Genomic DNA, 17,377 nt, shown 5'->3' on the forward strand with positions numbered 1-17,377 from the left:
TGCGCTCGGCCCGGGGCGGCTACTCCGAACGGTCGGAGATGAAGGCCTCGTACTGGGCGGCCGTGAACAGCTGCTTCAGCTCGTCAGGCCTGGTGGCGGTGAGCTCGACGATCCAGCCGTCGCCGTACGGGTCCGTGTTGATCAGCTCGGGCTCGTCGCTCAGGCTCTCGTTCACCGCGGTGACCGTTCCGGTGAGCGGCATGAAGAGCTCGCTCACCGACTTGACCGACTCCACCGTGCCGAACGCTTCGTCGGATTCGAGCTGCTTTCCCCCGGTGGGGATGTCGACGAAGACGATGTCACCGAGCTGCTTCTGCGCGAAATCGGTGATGCCCACCTGGGCCTTGTCCTTGCCGGTGGTCCGCACCCACTCGTGGTCCTTGGTGTACTTGAGGTCTTTCGGGACGTTGGCCATGGAGATCTCCGCGAGATCGAGGTGACTGCACTGACGGATCGTCAGTCATGCGGAGGAGCCTGCTACAGGTCCCCGCCCCTCACCGCGAAGCGCACCCGGTCGGGTGAAGGCGGGTGTCAGTTGTGCAGGAAGGACTCCAGTGAGGTGGCCAGCGCCACCGGCGTCTCGTACATCGGGTAGTGGCCGCTGCCGCCGAGCTCCTCCAGTTCGGCGTTGGGGTAGTGGGCGAGCCAGGTGCCGCGCATCACGTCGGCGGTCAGGGCGAGGTCGTGTGCGCCCACGATCACCTTGACGGGGACGGGGTTTCCGCTGATGCGGCGTTCCAGGTCGGCCGTCGCCCAGTCCCGCACGTACCCGCCGAAGGCCTCGGGCGTGGAGAGTCGGAGCGACTGGTCGACCATGCGGTCCAGCCAGACCCGGCCCGCCCGCTGCCCGGTGACCAGGTCGAGGATTGCGTACCGCTTCTCGCGGTCCTCGGCGGCGCCGTAGAACAGCGCCTCGCCGTCCGCGTCCAGCGGGTAGGCCCCGGCGGGGACGGGTGCCAGGCCGACGAGCTTGCGCACCCGCAGCGGCGCCTCGGCCAGCACCTGCTGCGCGGCCTTGCCGCCCATCGAGTGGCCGATCAGCGAGAAGCGGTCCCAGCCGAGTTGGTCGGCCAGGGCGAGCGTGTCGGCGGCGATCTCGGCGAGCGTGTAGGAGCCGGTGACGTCCTTGCGCTCCCCGTAGCCCCGGTAGTCGAGGAACGCGTAGCTGAAGGCCCTGCCGTCGAGGTAGTCGAGGAAGGGCCCCCAGCCCGCGCTGGTGCCGAACCAGTCGTGCAGGACCAGGACGTGGTGGTCGCCGGTGCCGGTCGAGCGGTGAGGGATCGTCATGCCCTCGGTCCTTCCCCGGAAGCCTCCCGCCCGAACGGCCGGTCTCCGGCCCGTACGGCGGCCGGCTACGCCGGGGGTCGTCGGGCGAAGGCCGGGGCGTGTTCGGGGCGGGGGCCGAAGGCGATCAGGCGGGAGATGCCCAGCCGGACCGCCGGGACGTGGCGGACGAGCGCGGCGAATCCCATCGGCGGGCCGGACCGCCGGCCGGTGAGCGCCGGGGCGAACATCACGCCGTGCAGGATCCGCTGCAGCCGCTGGATGACCACGGTCGGCATCTGGCGCCGCCGTTGCACCCGGGCGAGTGCGGCGGTGGTCGGGCGGCCGCGCAGCAGCGGCTCGGCGAGCAGGGTGGCGGCCGCGACGGCGTCCTGGATGGCGAGGTTGATGCCCACCCCGCCGGCCGGGGACATCGCGTGGGCGGCGTCGCCGATCAGCAGCAGGCCGTCGGTGTACCAGCGGTCCAGCCGGTTGAGCCGGGCGTCGAGCATGTGGACGTCGTCCATGCCCGCCAACTGGTCGACGCGGTCGGCGTACTGGGGCAGCAGCCGGGCGATCCGCTCGCGGAAGCGCTCCACGCCCTCGGCGCGCAGCTGCGGGTCGGAGCCCTTGGGCTTGAAGTAGGCGATCTGGAAGTAGCCGTCGCGGGCGATGCTGAGGGCCAGTTCGCCGTTGCCGAAGCCGGCGACGAGGCTGGGCGGCGCGGCCTGCTCCTCCGCGTGCCGGGGCAGGCGGAACCACCAGACGTCGAAGGGCACCGGGTACTCCTCGGCCACCAGGCCGGCCGCCTTGCGCAGGGTCGAGTGCCGGCCGTCGGTGCCGACGGTGAGGTCGGCGCGGAGCTCGCCCTGCTCGCCGTCCCGGGTGCGGTAGCGCACGCCGGCCACCCGGCCGTTCTCCTGGATCAGCCCGGTGGCCTCGGTGTTCATCCGCAGGGTGAAGGTGGGTTCCTGCCGGGCTTCCTCGACCAGGAAGTTGAGCAGGTCCCACTGCGGCATCATCGCGATGTAGTTGTACGGCGCGGGCAGTCGGTCGTAGGCGCTCAGTGGGACTTGGCCGACGCCGGGCACCGGCACCACCAGGTTGCCGAGCCGGCTCTGCGGCAGCGCGGCGAACTTCCGGCCGAGGCCGAGTTCGTCCATCAGTCGCACGGTGGAGGCGTGGACGGTGTCGCCGCGGAAGTCCCGCAGGAAGTCCCCGTGCTTCTCCAGCACGGTCACCTCGACACCCGCCCGGGCCAGCAGCAGGCCCAACATCATTCCGGCCGGTCCGCCCCCGGAGATCACGACGCTCATGGCTCTCTCCCTTGCTGTGCTCGGTTGATCACCTTCCGTGTGGAACTTGCATTTACAGAGTCTCTGGAACCGTCTCAGGTGTCAAGTAGTATGCTGCTTCACATGAAGGATCTGGTGGCGGCCGCCCTCGCGGCGGCGAAGGACCGGGGCCAGGACGTCGCGGACGTCCCGCTGACGGCGATCGCCGCGACGGCCGGAATCTCCCGCAGTACCCTGCTGCGCAGGCTCGGCGGCTGCCGGGCACCGCTGGACGAGGCGGTCCGGCAGGCGGGCGTCGACCCGGGCGGACGGCCGCCGGTACGGGAGCGCGCGATCGCGGCGGCGGCCGGGCTGGTGGCCGAACGCGGCCTGGGCGGGGTCACCCTGGACGCCGTGGCGGACCGCGCCGAGTGCTCGCTGCCCAGCCTGCACACCGTCTTCGAGGGCCGGGACGGCCTGCTCACCGCCGTCTTCCTCCAGTACGGCCCGCTGCCGGACCTGGAAGCGCTCGCCGCGAACCCGCCGGAGTGCCTGGAGGACACCGTCCGGGCACTTCACCGCGCCTTCGCCGCGGCCTTCGACCGTCGGCCCCGGGTCATGCCGGCGGTCTTCGCCGACCTGTTCGCCCGGCCGGACGGCCCCGCCTCCCGGATGATGGCGGCCCACCTGCCGCGACTGTTCGACGGCCTCGGCCGGCTGCTGCTGCCGCACGTCGAGGCCGGACGGCTGCGGCCGCTGCCGCTCCCGGTGCTGGGCCAGCTGCTGTTCGGCCCGCTGATCAACCACATCCTGCTGCGGCCGGTCCACGAACCGGTGCTCGGCGCCGGACTGCCCTCGCTGGAGGAGTCCATCGACCTCTTCGCCGAGGCCTACCTGCGGGCGGTCGCCCTGCCGTAGCGGCGCCGGGAGACTGCCTGATCCGTTCCTGGGCCCTGGGACGTGTCCCCCGGAAAGCGCCGAGCCCCGGCTCGCCGGGCGGAGCCGGGGAGCCGGGGCTCGGACGGGGGTGGTCAGGCGCTGCGGCGGCGGCGCGCGACGAAGAGCGCGCCGATGCCGCTGACGAGCAGGGCGGCGGCGCCCGCCGCGGTCCTGATGACGCCGTCCGACCCGGTGTGGGCGAGCTGGCCGCCCGCCAGCTGGGCGGTGGTGCCCGTAGTGCCCGTGGTGCCGGTGGTGTCGGTCTCGTCGGCGGTGCCGGTGGTGTAGGTGGTCCGGATGACGGGGCCGGTGTCGACGCCGGAGGTGTCGGCGGTCGCAGCGGTGAGCTGGATCGCGCTGCCCTGCGGGCCCGCGTCGGCGGCGTGGGCGGTGCCCTCGTTGATGAGGGCGGACGGGTTGACGAAGGTCTGGCCGACCTTGGCCTCGGCGGTGTAGGCGAGGCGGACGTGCTTGGTGATGGTCGCGCCTGCCGCGAGGCCGTCGCCGCTGAGGAGGTAGCGGGCGGGGCCGCCGGACTGGGGGCCCGGGGTGCCGGGCACGGTCTCCCAGGCGCCGTCGGCCTTCTGCATCTCCAGGACGCTGTGCGGGTCGACCCACAGGATGGTGGCGAGCTTGCCGAACCGGGAGGCGCTGGGGTTGTCGACGGTGACGTCGAACTCGACCGGGGCGCCGCCGACGACGGCGGTGGTCGGCGCGTTCCTGAGCTGGACGGCCAGCGACTTCACCGCGACGTCCTTGGTGGCCTCGGCGAGCACGGTGTCCTCGGCCGCCGGGTCGACGACGGCGGAGTAGAGCTTGGTCGGCTGGTTGTAGCCGCCCGCGTCGTTGTTGCCCACGGCGGCGAGCCGCAGCTGGACGGTCCTGGTGGCGCCGGCGGGGACGGTCAGGCCGGTGACCTTGCCGCTGAAGTTGAAGGTCCTGTCGCTCTGCTCGAAGGTCAGCTCGACCGGCTTCCAGGTGCCGTCGGCGTCGCGGTACTCGATGGCGAACGCGTCGCGCACCCGGGCGTGCACGTTGCTCACGTTGAGCTTCAGGGTGAACGGGGCCTCGGCGGTGCCCGGGTTGGTGACGGTCTCGGAGAACTCGACGGGCTCGCCGCCGAACCCGATCGAGGACGGCTCCTGGACGGTCAGCGCCGGCTTGGCGGTGGCCGGGGCGGCGGTGACGTCGATCGCGACGAACTGGGGGCCGACGATCGCCTGCATGGCCCCGCTGCCCTGGTCGACCATCGCCCACGGGTGGATGTAGGCCGTGCCGAGCGGGGCGTCGGCGGTGAACGCGAAGCGGACGTGCCGGGTGTCGCTGCTGCCGGCGGCGATGGTCCTGTCGTCGGTGAGGTGGTACGTGACCCGGTCGGAGCCCGGCTGGCTGCTGGGGGTGCCGGTGATGTTCTCCCAGGTGCCGTCGGCCTTCCGCACCTGGAGCGTGCTGTGCTTGTCCGCCTCCACGACCTTGTCGACGGTGGTGTAGCGGGAGGCGCTGGGGTTGGTCACGGTGACGTCGAACTCGACCGGGGCGCCGCCGGCGACGGCGGTGGTCGGCGCGTCCTTGACCTGCACGGTGAGGGCCTTGGCCGCGACCTGGTCGGTGCTCCCGTCGAGGACGGTGGTGCCGGTCGCGTCGAGGACGGCGGAGCTGAGCGTGACGGTCGAGTCCTGGTTGGACCAGTAGGCGGCGAGCTCGGTGGTGAGGCGCAGCTGGACGGTCCTGGTGGCGCCGGCGGCGACGGTCAGGCCGGGGACGGTGTCGGCGACGGGCTTCCAGGTGCCGTCCGCGTCGCGGTAGTCGACCTTGATGGCGTGCGTCGCGATGGGGCCCGCGCCGCTCGTGCCGATCCTCAGGGTGAACGAGGCCTCGGTGGTGCCGGGGTTCGTGATGGTCTCGGTGAACTCGACCGGCTGTCCGCCGCGGCCGACCGTCGCCGGCGCGTTGACCTTCAACGACGGTTTGTCGGCCGTGGCCGGCGCGGCGGGGGCGGTCGCGGTGCCCTCTGCGGGGGCGGTGGCGGCGGCCGGCGCCTGGGAAGCGTACGCGGCCGGGGAGGAAAGCACCGCGCCGGTGGCCAGCAGCACGCCGAGGGTGGCGGCGGTGAGGACGGTGGAGCGGGAACGACGGGCGCGGACAGCAGACAAGGAAATACCCCCCGGGGTTTTCTGCCGTCGGTATTTCAGCCGCCGGCCGGTACATGTGGTGGAAGTCGGACCCGAAGTTCGAGGGCGTCGCCCCCAGCGCCTCTCGCGGTCCGGGTTCGGCGGGCTTCCCCGCCTCTCACTGACATAGACGTGCGGCGGCCGCTGGGGTTGCAGCTGATCCAGAAGTTTTTTCGAAAATCTCTGAGACCGCCCTGACCTGCGGTTCTTCTCCCCGGCTCCCGCCGGTCTCAGTGCAGCGCGAGCTCGTCGCCCACGCTCAGCCGCCCGGGGGCGGCGACCTCGGCGAGGGCGTCGAGCCGGCCGTCGTGGGCGTGCACGATCGCCTTGAGGATCTCGGGGGCGTGCGGCAGCCCCGGCTGCGGGGCGCCGGTCATCGCGCAGCGCTCGCTGGAGCGGACGAAGGCGAGGCGGGCGCCGGTGCCGCCGTGGCCCTCCCGGCCGAACCAGCGGTCCTCGACGAAGGGCGGGGTGCCCGGGGGCGTCCGCAGCAGGATGTTGGGGCGGAACCGGCGCTCGTCGACCACCGTGAAGGGGGCGGCCTCGCGGACCCAGTCCAGGGTGGCGGTGGTGAGCACGCTGACCGGCAGCTGGTCGAAGTGGGAGACGGCGTCCTCGCGGGCGAGTTCGACGTCCTCGCGCTGGAGGTAGGCGCGCAGGAACGCGGCCGGGTCGGCGACCGGGCGGCCGAGCGGGTCGAACAGTTCGGGGCCGTCGATCCGGTGGCCGAGGCGGGCGGAGAGGCGGAGCAGGCCGTCCATCCGGCGGAAGCGGCGGGTGTTCTTGCCCGAGCCGAGCTTGCCGTCCGCGTCGCGGACGGCGTAGAGGCGGTCGCCGGCCAGGCCGCGCTCGTCCACCTCGACGGAGTCGAGCCGTTCGCCGCCGGTGGACTTCACGGGGTAGCGCCAGAGTCGCTCGATCACTCCGATGATCTCTGCCATGGGCGGACAGCGTAGCGGCGGCGCCGGGGGATGGTCTAGACCAAGTCCCGTGCGGCGACTGGCCGGAGCGGCCCAGGGCGTGTCTTCGAACCCCCGTCGGCGCGCGGGCGGGGGCTTGGAGACACGTCCTAGCCCAGCCGGGCCACCGCCCGGACCGGCGCACCGTCCGCCGCCGCCAGCCGCAGCGGGAACAGTGACACCTCGACCGGCCGCCCGGCCTCCTGGGCGTCCAGCAGCGCCCGCAGATCGGTCAGGTTCTCGGCGATCACCCCGCCGCCGGGCGCCCCCAGCAGCACCCGGTGCGCGGCGAGGGTCGGCTCGTCGGCGCCGGGCTGGTCGTGCTCGTCGGTGAGGTCCGCGAGCAGCGCGGCGACCGCCGGGTCGCCCGGGCCCGGGTCGGGGGTGGGGTCGACGCTCAGCGCGTCCACCCCGACGGTCCGCACCCCGGTGGCGATGATCGCCTCGGCGGCGGCCGCGGTCAGGCTGGGGTGCGCGAGGTAGGCGTCGGTGCCCCAGTGCCGGGCCCAGCCGGTGGCGAGCAGCAGGACGGACCCCTCGCCGACGCGCGCCAGGGCGGGCGCGAGCAGCTCGGGGGTGACGGCGGCCCGGGGCTCCAGCCCGCGCAGGTCGGCGAGCACCGCGGGGCCGGTGAACCGCTCCAGCGGCAGCCCGTCCAGGGTCGGCCAGGTGACGTCCACGTGGTACGGCGCGTCCACGTGCGTCCCGGACTGCGAGCCGAGGTGCAGGGCCAGCACGTTCACCCCGGCGGTGGCGGTGGTGAGCGCGGGCTCCAACAGGACGGCCGGATCGCCGGGGTAGACCGGCATCGCGGTGGTCACCTGATGGGTGAGGTCGACGAGGGTCGCTGCCATGCCCCCATCCTTCCAGGGGAGCCCGCGGATGAGGCCCGACCGGGTGAGTCCGGATAGAAATGGGACATGGGAACAGTCAAGCGTCAGCCGTGGGTGGTCGGGGTCTCTGGTGCGTCGGGGACGCCGTACGCCGCCTCGGTGATCCGGGCGCTGCTCGCCGCCGGGGAGCCGGTGGACCTGATCGTCAGCCGAGCCGCCCGGCTCACCATCCTCGACGAGACCGGCATCTCCTTCCGGGACGCCCACTGGCGCGCCGACCTGGCCGCCTGGCTGGGCTCCGACGAGGGCCTGGACGACGTCCGCTACTGGCCCGCCGGGGACTTCGCGGCCGGCCCGTCCAGCGGCTCGTACCCGGCCAAGGGCATGCTGGTGGTGCCCGCGACCACCGGCGCGGTGGCCGGGATCGCGCTCGGCCTGAGCAAGGACCTGCTGCAGCGGGTGGCCAGCGTCACCCTCAAGGAGCGCCGCCCGCTGGTCGTGTGCGTGCGCGAGACGCCACTCAACGGGGTGACGTTGAAGCACCTGGTGGAGCTCGACGCGCAGGGCGCCGTCGTCCTCCCCGCCTCGCCCGGTTTCTACGCCGGCGGCTCGACCGTGCGGGAACTCGTCGACTTCGTGGCCGGCCGGGTGCTGGACGCGGTCGGCGTCCCGCATTCCCTGTACCTGCGCTGGGAAGGGGAGTTGGGGGCGGCGGCCCGCCGGGCCGACGAGAACGGCAGCGTGTCGACTGAGGGGGAGTGAGGAGGCCGGGGGCGGGAGAGTATCTTCTCTGCGATATCCGGGTTGTTCCGCGCATGGCGCCTTGGAATCCGGATAATGATCTGTGGGTCTGGTGAGGTTCGGAAGGACGCGGACGGTATATGGACACGGTGGACAGACAGCTCATCCAGGCGCTCCGGGAGAACGGCCGCGCGTCCTACGCCGAGCTGGGCCGGCTGGTCGGACTCTCCGGCCCGAGCGTCACGGACCGGATCAACCGACTGGAGCAGGCCGGCGTCATCACCGGCTACCGCGCGACGGTCAATCCGGCCTCGCTCGGCTTCGGCGTCACGGCCCTGATCGGCCTTCAGCTGACCGACGCCGCCGATCACGAGGACGTCGCGCACCGGCTCAAGGACCTCAACGAGGTCGAGGACTGCTGGTTCATCGCGGGTGACGACTCCTACATGCTCAAGGTCCGGGTGGCCGACGTGGCGGGCCTGGAGTCGGTGGTCAAGCGGATCTCGGGCACGAAAGGCGTGGCCCGCACCCGCACCACCGTCGTACTCTCCACGAAGTGGGAGAACCGGGTGAGCGAACTCCCTCCCGAAGGAGAGTGACGGATGGCACTGGTCGGTCTGGAGGAGCTGCGCGCCGCTCGGCAGCGGATCGCGGGGGTGGCCGTGCGCACCCCGCTGGTTCCCGCCCCGTGGGCGGACGAGGGGGAGCGCCGGCTCTGGCTGAAGCCCGAGAACCTCCAGCCGACCGGGGCCTTCAAGACCCGCGGCGCGTACAACCGGCTGGCCGCGCTCACCGAGGCCGAGCGGGCCCGCGGCGTGGTCGCCCAGTCGAGCGGCAACCACGCGCAGGCGGTGGCGTACGCGGCGGCGCTGCTCGGCGTCAAGGCCGTGATCGTGATGCCGGACACCTCGCCGGCGGTGAAGGTGGAGTCCACCCGGGGGTTCGGCGCCGAGGTGGTCCTGGTGTCGCCGGAGGAGCGGGACACCCTGCCCGCCGAGCTGGCCGAGCGGCACGGCTACGTCTGGGTGCCGCCGTACGACGACCCGTTCATCATCGCGGGCCAGGGCACGGTCGGCCTGGAGATCGCCGAGGACGCCCCGGCCGGGCTGGACACCGTCCTGGTGCCGGTCAGCGGCGGCGGCCTGATCTCCGGGACGGCGGCCGCGCTCAAGCTCACCCGCCCGGGCATCCGGGTGATCGGCGTGGAACCGGAGCTGGCCGCCGACGCCCAGGCCAGCTTCCGGGCCGGCCGCCGGCTGGCCTGGCCGGTCGCCGACACCTACCGGACCATCGCGGACGGCCTGCGCACCCCGTCGGTCGGCGAGCTTCCCTTCGAGCACCTGACCGCGTACGTGGACGACATCGTCACCGTCACCGAGGACGAGATCCGCGCCACCGTCGCCCTGCTGGCCCGTCGCGGCCGGCTGGTCGCCGAGCCCTCCGGCGCGGTCGCCCCGGCGGCCTACTTCCACCGCGCCGCCGAGACCGGGGGCCGGACGGTCGCGGCCGTGGTCAGTGGTGGCAACATCGACCCTGTGCTGCTCGCTGAGCTGCTGTCGGACCGTCCCGGGCCGAAGGGCGCGCCGGTGCCGAAAGCGACGAGCGACTAGCGCGGCAGGAGCGCCGGAGCGAGGAGCGTCGGCACCGGGTCGGAGCGGCCCGGGGGCGAGCGGACGAGTGACGTACGCTCGGTCCGGCAAGGAATCGAAGTCGGAGGAGGCGGGGCACCGCATGGACGCAGGGCTGAAGCGCGAGCTGGAGGCGAAGGTCTACGCGGGTGAGCGGCTGACCCGCGAGGACGGGATCGCGCTCTACGAGAGCGACGACCTGGCCTGGCTGGGCGGTCTGGCCCACCACGTGCGGACGCGGAAGAACGGCGACGTCGTCCACTTCAACGTCAACCGCCACCTCAACATGACCAACGTGTGCAGCGCGTCCTGCGCGTACTGCTCGTTCCAGCGCAAGCCGGGCGAGAAGGACGCCTACACGATGCGCATCGAGGAGGCCGTCCGGCTCGCCAAGGCGATGGAGGTCGACTCCCTCACCGAGCTGCACATCGTCAACGGCCTGCACCCGACCCTGCCCTGGCGCTACTACCCGCGCTCGCTGCGGGAGCTCAAGGCGGCCCTGCCGAACGTCTCGCTGAAGGCCTTCACCGCCACCGAGATCCACTGGTTCGAGAAGATCAGCGGCCTGCCCGCCGACGAGATCCTGGACGAGCTGATCGACGCCGGCCTGGAGTCGCTGACCGGCGGCGGCGCGGAGATCTTCGACTGGGAGGTCCGCCAGCACATCGTCGACCACGACACCCACTGGGAGGACTGGTCGCGGATCCACCGCCTCGCCCACAGCAAGGGCCTCAAGACGCCGGCCACCATGCTGTACGGCCACATCGAGGAGCCCCGCCACCGGGTGGACCACGTGCTGCGGCTGCGCGAGCTGCAGGACGAGACCGGCGGCTTCCAGGTCTTCATCCCGCTGCGCTACCAGCACGACTTCCACGACTCCAAGGACGGCGTCGTGCGCAACAAGCTGATGGCCCGCACCGAGATGGCCACCGGCGCCGAGGCGCTGAAGACCTTCGCGGTCTCCCGGCTGCTCTTCGACAACGTCCCGCACGTCAAGGTCTTCTGGGTGATGCACGGCGTCACCACCGCCCAGCTGGCGCTCAGCCACGGCGCGGACGACATGGACGGCTCGGTGGTCGAGTACAAGATCACCCACGACGCGGACAACTTCGGCACCCCGAACAAGCTGGGCCGCGACGACCTGCTCGACCTGATCCGCGACGCCGGCTTCCGCCCGGTCGAGCGCAACACCCGCTACGAGATCATCCGCGAGTACGAGGGCCCGGACCTGGGGCGCCGTGAGGCCCCGCAGGCGATGCGCCTCTGACCGTCGACCTCCCCGCCGCCCGGGCCCCGGCCCGGGCGGCGGCGTTTCTTCACCGCCCCCGCACCTGCCCCGGGTTTACCAACCGGTACACCGTTTGGCAGGATCGGCGGTATGTCCGGTTCTCATCGCGCCACCACGTACCCGTCGTACGAGCCGATACCGGAGCCGGTGTACGGGGCGCCGCAGCAGCCGTACGGGGCGGGTGAGCCGTACCAGCAGCCCGTCCGGCAGGACCACTACGGCGAGTACGGGCAGCTCCCGCAGGCCCCTGACGGGTACTTCGAGGCGTACGAGCAGCCGTTCCAGCCGTCCCAGCCGTACGCCGCCGGGCCCGACCCGCTCGTCGCCCCCGAGCCGGTGTACGCCCCCGGGCCGGCGTACGACGCCGAGCCGGTGTACGCCCCCGAGTCGGTGTACGACGCCGAGCCGGTGTACGCGTTCGAGCCGGAGCCCGTCCGGCAGCCCACGCCCCCGCCCGCCGCGGTCCCCGTGGGCGCCCGGGCGGCCGCCCGGGGTCACCGCCGGAAGGCGAAGAAGAAGCGCCACGGCAAGGCGGTGATGGCCGGCACCGCGCTGCTGGTCGCGGCCACCGCCGGCTGGTACACCGTCGGCCAGGACGACGCCAAGCCCGTCGCCGCGGCCGCCGACGGCCCCGGCCCGGAGGGCGTCAGCACGCCCGACCAGCCGGCGCCCGCCGCCCGGGCCGCCGCCGACCGGCAGACCCAGCCCCCGGCCGCCGACCGCAGCCAGGTCCGTTCGGACGGCTCGGTCGCCGCGATACCCGGCCTCGGCGCCGACTTCGTCGCGAAGATCCCCGCCGAGACCACCCAGGTGGTGCTCGCCTCCGGCCAGGACAAGAACGGCAACAAGAACACCGTCACCCTGTGGACCCGCACCCCCGGGGGCCGCTGGCTGGCCGGCGAGACCTGGCAGGGCCACAACGGCAACAACGGCTGGACCGCCGACCACAACGAGGGCGACCTGCGCAGCCCGATCGGCGTCTTCGCGCTCACCGACGCGGGCGGCCGCAAGGCCGACCCGGGCAGCAAGCTCCCGTACGACAAGGACCCGAGCTTCGTGGTCTCCGGGACGGGCTTCTTCGGCGACCAGCTGGCCGGCTCCTTCGACTACGTGGTCGCGATCAACTACAACCGGGTGCCCGGAAACTCCCCGCTGGACCCGCGCCGCCCGATGGGGGCGAAGAAGGGCGGCGGGATCTGGATCCACGTCGACCACGACGGCCCCACCCACGGCTGCGTCTCGATCCCCGAGGACAAGATGGCCGAGCTGATCCGCACCCTGGACCCGGCGGCCCACCCGGTCATCGTGATGGGCGACGCCACCTCGCTGTCCGCCTGACCCCGGCGTTCCGGCCCCGGCCTGATCCTGGCCTGACCCCGGCCTTCCCTCGGCCCGACACCGGCCCGACACCGGCGTTCCGGCGGTGTCCGCGCGGCGTTCCGGGCGGTGCGGGGCCCGTCACCGGCGGCGGTGCCCGCCCCCTCGTCCGCCTCGGCGTCGACCCCGGCGCGTCCGGAGGCCAGTCGCCGCAACGCCCCTTGTCGGGCTCCTACAGATCGCGGGGGCGGATCCTGTAGCCGGGCGCGCCCCGCTGACCAGTGGGTAACCCGGTTCCATGGCACTATGAGCGGTTCGCGCATTGTGGCACTCGGCCACTACCAGCCCCCCAAGGTCCTCTCCAACGACGACCTGGAGGCGCTCGTCGACACCAACGACGAGTGGATCCGTAGCCGGGTGGGTGTCAGAACCCGGCACATCGCCGAGGGCGAGACCCTGGTCGACCTCGCCACCGAGGCCGCGCAGAAGGCGCTCGCCAAGAGCGGCCGGACGGCCGACGAGATCGACCTGATCGTGGTGGCCACCTGCACCGCGGTCGAGCGCAGCCCCAACACCGCCGCCGCCGTGGCCGCCCGGCTCGGCGTCCGGGCGCCCGCCGCGTACGACATCAACACGGTCTGCTCCGGCTTCTCGTACGCCCTGGCCACCGCCGACCACGCGATCCGGGCCGGCGCGGCCCGCCGCGCGCTGGTGATCGGCGCCGAGCGGATGTCCGACACGCTGGACTGGACCGACCGCACCACCTGCGTGATCTTCGGCGACGGCGCGGGCGCCGCGGTGGTCGAGGCCCAGGAGGACGGCGCCGAGCCCGGCATCGGCCCGGTGGTCTGGGGCTCCGAGCCGGAGAAGGGCGACGCCGTGGTGATCACCGGCTGGGACCCGGTGATCAGCCAGCAGGGCCAGTCGGTGTTCCGCTGGGCCACCACCCAGCTCGCCCCGCTGGCGCGCCGGGCCTGCGAGCAGGCCGGGATCGACCCGTCGGAGCTGAAGGGCTTCGTGCCGCACCAGGCCAACCTGCGGATCATCGACTCGATCGCCGCCAAGCTGGGCCTCACCGACGCGGTGGTGGCCCGGGACGTGGTCGACTCCGGCAACACCTCGGCCGCCTCGATCCCGCTGGCCTTCTCCAAGCTGGTCGAACGCGGCGAGCTGTCCCCGGGCGACCCGGTCCTGCTCTTCGGCTTCGGCGGCGGGCTCGCCTACGCCGGCCAGGTGGTCCGCTGCCCCTGACGGCGCGGAGCCGGGCGTCCGAGGGCCCCTGAGGGGCCGCAACGCGAACATGCCGGTGGGCGGGCACCCTGTGTGAGGGGTGCCCGCCCACCGGCATGTCTGGCGCGCGTGCGGTACGTCGGCGGACCTCCCCCGAGGACACGGCCGCCGTCCGTCGTACCCCGGACAGGAGGCCGGGGCTGCGCGCGGAGCGGATGGTCGGTTGAGCGGATGGTCTACTTGGGCGGCTTCTTGCCGGTGACGCCCAGGTACACCAGGGGAGCGAGGTTGGGCTTGAGGTCCTTGACCTTGACGCCCCAGGAGGTGAAGGCCTTCTGGTGCTCGGCCGCCGAGGCGAGCAGCGAGACCAGGGCCCCGGCGACGGCGTTCGGGTCGAGCGACTTGTCGGCCTGGCCCTTCGCCTGGAGTTCCTTGACGGCCTCCGCGAGCGGCTTGGCGACCGCGTTGAGGACCGTCATGCGGATCTTGAAGAACCGCTTGTCCCCTTCGGCGGCACCGAGCGTGACCACTCGGAGAATGGCGTCGTTCTTGCGCCAGAAGGCGAGGAATCCGTCGACCAGTTCTTCCGAAGTGGTCGGACCGGACTTCCCTGCCCAGGACTTTCCGGCCACCAGCTCTTTGAGGGTGTCGGCGTCCTTGGCCATTTCCTCGGCGATTTCGAGGACAGCGCCCTCGACATCCGGGAAGTACTGGTAGAAGGTCGCGGGGGAGGTACCCGCCATACGGGCGACGTCGATGACCTTGACGTCCCGGTACGGCGACGTGCTGAGCATCTCGCGGAGGCAGTCGAGCAGCTTCTGCCGCGTTTCCTGTCCGCGTCGCCCGGCGACGCGACCGTCGACGGTGCGAACTTGTCCTGTCATGCCGTCAGCTTACCGTGGCACGATCTTGGCGCGATTCGGTGATGCGACTATTACTCCGCACGGGGGGTTGCTATAGGGGCATGAACCACTTCGGACGGATATTCACCGCGCTCCGCAGGTGTCGTTGAAGCCCCCCCGTGTGCCTTTGACCCCACAGCGTGACGGCGAGTCCGCTGAGGGGTGGTCGAGTGACAGAGCGTGACGATCGGCGGCGTCGGAAGATCGGCGCCGAAGTGGAGGGTCCGGGCGTCCGGGTGCAAACCGCGGCCGGAACGGGCGTCAGAATCCGGCCGTTCCGTCATCACCGGCCGGACGGCGGCGCTCCCGGGGCCGCCGTCGGCTCTGGGCGGGGGAGGTTGGAGATGGGCCGGGCGGCATTGGAGAATCGGGTCCGGCACCACGCGGCGGGTGCGGAAAACGGGGAGGTGGCAGCGGAGTGGACCAGCTGACGGCGCACGATCCGAGGCGGATCGGGCCCTTCGAGGTGCTGGGGCGGCTCGGCGCGGGTGGGATGGGGCTGGTCTACCTGGCGCGCTCCGCCTCCGGCCGGCGGGTGGCCATCAAGACCGTCCGGGCGGAACTGGCCGAGGACGAGCTGTTCCGCGTCCGCTTCGCCCGCGAGATCGAGGCGGCCAAGACGGTCGGCGGTTTCTACACCGCGGCCGTGGTGGACGCCGACGCGGACGCCCGGGTGCCCTGGCTGGCCACCGCGTACATCCCGGCCCCCTCCCTGGAGGACCTGGTCGAGGAGTGCGGTCCGCTGCCGGTGGACGCCACCCGCTGGCTGATCGCGGGCATCGCCGAGGCGCTGCAGTCCATCCACGCGGCCGGGCTGATCCACCGGGACCTCAAGCCCTCCAACGTGCTGGTGGTCGAGGACGGCCCGAAGGTGATCGACTTCGGCATCGCCTCCGGCGTCTCCAGCACCCGGCTCACCATGACCAACGTCGCGGTCGGCACCCCCGCCTACATGTCCCCCGAGCAGGCCAAGGACAGCCGTAACGTCCGGGGCGCCAGCGACGTCTTCTCGCTCGGCTCGCTGATGGTGTTCTGCGCGACCGGGCACCCGCCCTTCGGCGGCTCCAACCCGGTCGAGACGGTGTTCCAGCTGCTGCGCGAGGAGCCGGACCTGTCCGGGATGCCGCGCGAGCTGATGGACCTGGTCCGCGCCTGCATGCGGCCCTCGCCCGAGCACCGGCCCAGCCCGGCGCAGATCCAGGCCGAACTGGCCCCGCACCTGTTCTCCCGGGACGACGCCGCCGGCGAGGTCGGCGACTGGCTCCCCGTGAACGCGCTGGAGCTGATCGAGCGCAAGCGCGGCCGCCGCCCGAGCGTGCCGCCCCGGGCCGTCCAGCTGCCGGCCGGCGCGCCGCCGCCCCCGGCCGGGCCGCCGCAGGCCGGCCCGCTCCAGCCCCACCGGCCGCCGCAGCCGCACCAGCCGGTCCCGGTGCAGCGCCCCGGCCTGGACGACCCGCGCACCCGCCCGGGCGGGGGGCACGCGCCGCCGCCGTCCGGGCCGGTGCACACGGGGCCGCGGCGGGGCCCGGTGTCCGACGGCGAGATCCCGACCGCGAAGATCGCCTCCCCCAACAAGCACCGCGCGCCGGGCGGCGGCGGGGCCGTCGAGGTGCGGCTGTCCGGAGCCTCGGTGCGGATAGGCCCGGGGCCGCGGGCCGAGCACGAGCAGACCGGCCCGGGCACCGCCCCGGCCGAGACCGACTGGGTCCGCCGGGTCACCCCGCCGCCGGTGCCGGCCGCCCGCTGGCGCCCCTGGCGGTTCCGGATGTCCAACGACGTCTGGGGCACCCCCGTGGTCGCCGACGGCACGCTCTTCGTCTCCAGCTTCGAGGTGCACGCGCTGGACATCGCCTCCGGCGAGCGGCGCTACAAGACCCGGGACGTCGCCTGGGCGCTCGCGGTGGACGCCGGCCGGGTGCACGCGGCCGACGGCCCGCACCTGTACACCGTGGACGTCGCGGACGGCACCGAGCGCTGGCGCACCTCACTGGACGGCTGGGTCTACTCGCTCTCCGCCGCCGACGGGGTGCTGTGCTGCGGCGTCCGCGGCGGCGGCGTCCAGCTGCGCTCGGCCGCCAGCGGTGCCGAGCTGTGGCGGGCCGACGACGCCCAGCAGGACTACGAGAACCCGCAGTCCGGACCGGTCCTGGTGGCCGGCGCGGCCTACTACTACGGGGCCGGGCGGCTGCGCTGCGTCGACCCGCACGGCGCCGGCCTGCGCTGGTCCTTCCCGGTCGGCGAGGACGTGCCCTCGCACCCGGTCGAGCGCGGCGGCGTGCTGTACGTGACGGCCGGCCCCAGGGTGTACGCGCTGGACGCGGCCAGCGGGGCCGAGCGCTGGCGCTTCGAGGCCCCGGTGGTGCTGTTCACCCCGCCCGCGCTGGACGCCGACGCGGTCTACGTGGCCGACTACCTCGGGACGGTGTACGCGCTGGACGCGGCCACCGGCCGGGACCGCTGGCGCGGGGTCACCGGCAACCGCCAGGGCGCCGAGCCGGTGGTGGTAGGGGACGGCATGGTGCTGGTCGGCAGCGGCGGGGTGCTGTACGCCTTCGAGGCGGCGAGCGGCCGGGAGCGCTGGCGCTACACGGCGCGCGGCGAGATCGTCGGCTCCCCGGCGGTGGCCGACGGCCTGGTGCACCTGGGCAGCCGGGACCACTCGCTGCACACCCTGGACCTGGCGAGCGGTCAGCTGCGCTGGGAGCTCGGCACCAAGGGCGAGCTGACCGGCTCGCCGGTCGCGGTCGGCGGCCGGGTCTTCGTCGGCTCCAAGGACCGCTGCGTGTACGCGCTGGACGCCTTCTACGGCACGGCCGTCCCGGCGCGCTGAAC

15 protein-coding genes are annotated in these 17,377 nt (G+C 73.1%); 8 read left to right on the forward strand and 7 right to left on the reverse strand.

Features of this window, described 5'->3' with window-relative positions; translation table 11 throughout:
- Window positions 1–19: 19 nt before the first annotated feature.
- From gcvH to ACIO9K_RS15670, 3 genes are all read right to left on the reverse strand, one after another.
- On the reverse strand, window positions 20–415 hold the full coding sequence (gene gcvH / locus ACIO9K_RS15660) for a glycine cleavage system protein GcvH (RefSeq protein ID WP_400330175.1): 396 nt from the start codon (window positions 413–415) through the stop codon (window positions 20–22).
- 116 nt (window positions 416–531) lie between these two features.
- Window positions 532–1,287 (reverse strand): alpha/beta hydrolase, encoded by a 756-nt coding sequence (locus ACIO9K_RS15665; RefSeq protein WP_363579953.1) that lies wholly within the window; start codon window positions 1,285–1,287, stop codon window positions 532–534.
- A 65-nt stretch (window positions 1,288–1,352) separates the two neighbouring features.
- Window positions 1,353–2,579 carry an FAD-dependent oxidoreductase gene (locus tag ACIO9K_RS15670; protein WP_400330178.1) on the reverse strand — a complete coding sequence of 409 codons (1,227 nt, stop codon included), beginning with the start codon at window positions 2,577–2,579 and terminating at the stop codon, window positions 1,353–1,355.
- 102 nt (window positions 2,580–2,681) lie between these two features.
- On the opposite strand from ACIO9K_RS15670, the gene ACIO9K_RS15675 reads away from it, so the two are divergent.
- Window positions 2,682–3,455 (forward strand): TetR/AcrR family transcriptional regulator, encoded by a 774-nt coding sequence (locus ACIO9K_RS15675; RefSeq protein ID WP_350878474.1) that lies wholly within the window; start codon window positions 2,682–2,684, stop codon window positions 3,453–3,455.
- Window positions 3,456–3,568: 113 nt separating this feature from the next.
- On the opposite strand, the gene ACIO9K_RS15680 is transcribed toward ACIO9K_RS15675, so the two are convergent.
- The 3 genes from ACIO9K_RS15680 to ACIO9K_RS15690 all read right to left on the reverse strand — a co-directional run bounded on the left by ACIO9K_RS15680 (window position 3,569) and on the right by ACIO9K_RS15690 (window position 7,460).
- The gene (locus tag ACIO9K_RS15680) at window positions 3,569–5,629 is read right to left on the reverse strand and encodes a hypothetical protein (RefSeq protein WP_400330181.1); all 2,061 of its coding nucleotides are present in this window, start codon (window positions 5,627–5,629) and stop codon (window positions 3,569–3,571) included.
- Between the two features lie 248 nt (window positions 5,630–5,877).
- Window positions 5,878–6,588, reverse strand: a complete 711-nt coding sequence (locus ACIO9K_RS15685; protein ID WP_400330184.1) for an MOSC domain-containing protein — start codon at window positions 6,586–6,588, stop codon at window positions 5,878–5,880.
- A 128-nt stretch (window positions 6,589–6,716) separates the two neighbouring features.
- On the reverse strand, window positions 6,717–7,460 hold the full coding sequence (locus ACIO9K_RS15690; protein WP_400330187.1) for a cyclase family protein: 744 nt from the start codon (window positions 7,458–7,460) through the stop codon (window positions 6,717–6,719).
- Between the two features lie 66 nt (window positions 7,461–7,526).
- Between ACIO9K_RS15690 and ACIO9K_RS15695 the strand changes: the two genes are divergently transcribed.
- The 6 genes from ACIO9K_RS15695 (at window position 7,527) to ACIO9K_RS15720 (ending at window position 13,664) form a co-directional block, all read left to right on the forward strand.
- Window positions 7,527–8,201 carry a UbiX family flavin prenyltransferase gene (locus ACIO9K_RS15695; RefSeq protein WP_350878478.1) on the forward strand — a complete coding sequence of 225 codons (675 nt, stop codon included), beginning with the start codon at window positions 7,527–7,529 and terminating at the stop codon, window positions 8,199–8,201.
- A gap of 119 nt (window positions 8,202–8,320) precedes the next feature.
- Window positions 8,321–8,779 (forward strand): Lrp/AsnC family transcriptional regulator, encoded by a 459-nt coding sequence (locus tag ACIO9K_RS15700; protein WP_063348891.1) that lies wholly within the window; start codon window positions 8,321–8,323, stop codon window positions 8,777–8,779.
- Window positions 8,780–8,782: 3 nt separating this feature from the next.
- Entirely contained in the window at window positions 8,783–9,790 is a 1,008-nt protein-coding gene (locus ACIO9K_RS15705) for a threonine/serine dehydratase (RefSeq protein ID WP_363617859.1), read from the forward strand.
- A gap of 121 nt (window positions 9,791–9,911) precedes the next feature.
- Window positions 9,912–11,075 (forward strand): aminofutalosine synthase MqnE, encoded by a 1,164-nt coding sequence (gene mqnE / locus ACIO9K_RS15710; RefSeq protein WP_063348893.1) that lies wholly within the window; start codon window positions 9,912–9,914, stop codon window positions 11,073–11,075.
- A gap of 111 nt (window positions 11,076–11,186) precedes the next feature.
- Window positions 11,187–12,434, forward strand: coding sequence for a L,D-transpeptidase family protein (locus tag ACIO9K_RS15715; RefSeq protein ID WP_363617861.1), 1,248 nt, complete (start codon window positions 11,187–11,189; stop codon window positions 12,432–12,434).
- Between the two features lie 285 nt (window positions 12,435–12,719).
- The gene (locus ACIO9K_RS15720; RefSeq protein ID WP_363579960.1) at window positions 12,720–13,664 is read left to right on the forward strand and encodes a beta-ketoacyl-ACP synthase III; all 945 of its coding nucleotides are present in this window, start codon (window positions 12,720–12,722) and stop codon (window positions 13,662–13,664) included.
- A 215-nt stretch (window positions 13,665–13,879) separates the two neighbouring features.
- Here ACIO9K_RS15720 and ACIO9K_RS15725 read toward each other — a convergent pair whose 3' ends face one another.
- Window positions 13,880–14,527: a TetR family transcriptional regulator gene (locus ACIO9K_RS15725; RefSeq protein ID WP_030055725.1), complete on the reverse strand. Its 648-nt coding sequence runs from the start codon at window positions 14,525–14,527 to the stop codon at window positions 13,880–13,882.
- A gap of 436 nt (window positions 14,528–14,963) precedes the next feature.
- On the opposite strand from ACIO9K_RS15725, the gene ACIO9K_RS15730 reads away from it, so the two are divergent.
- Complete coding sequence (locus ACIO9K_RS15730) at window positions 14,964–17,375, forward strand: PQQ-binding-like beta-propeller repeat protein (RefSeq protein ID WP_400330194.1); 2,412 nt, start codon at window positions 14,964–14,966, stop codon at window positions 17,373–17,375.
- Window positions 17,376–17,377 lie beyond the last annotated feature (2 nt).

Source organism: Kitasatospora sp. NPDC087271, from assembly GCF_044744605.1.
In the GTDB taxonomy this organism is placed as follows: Bacteria; Actinomycetota; Actinomycetes; order Streptomycetales; family Streptomycetaceae; genus Kitasatospora.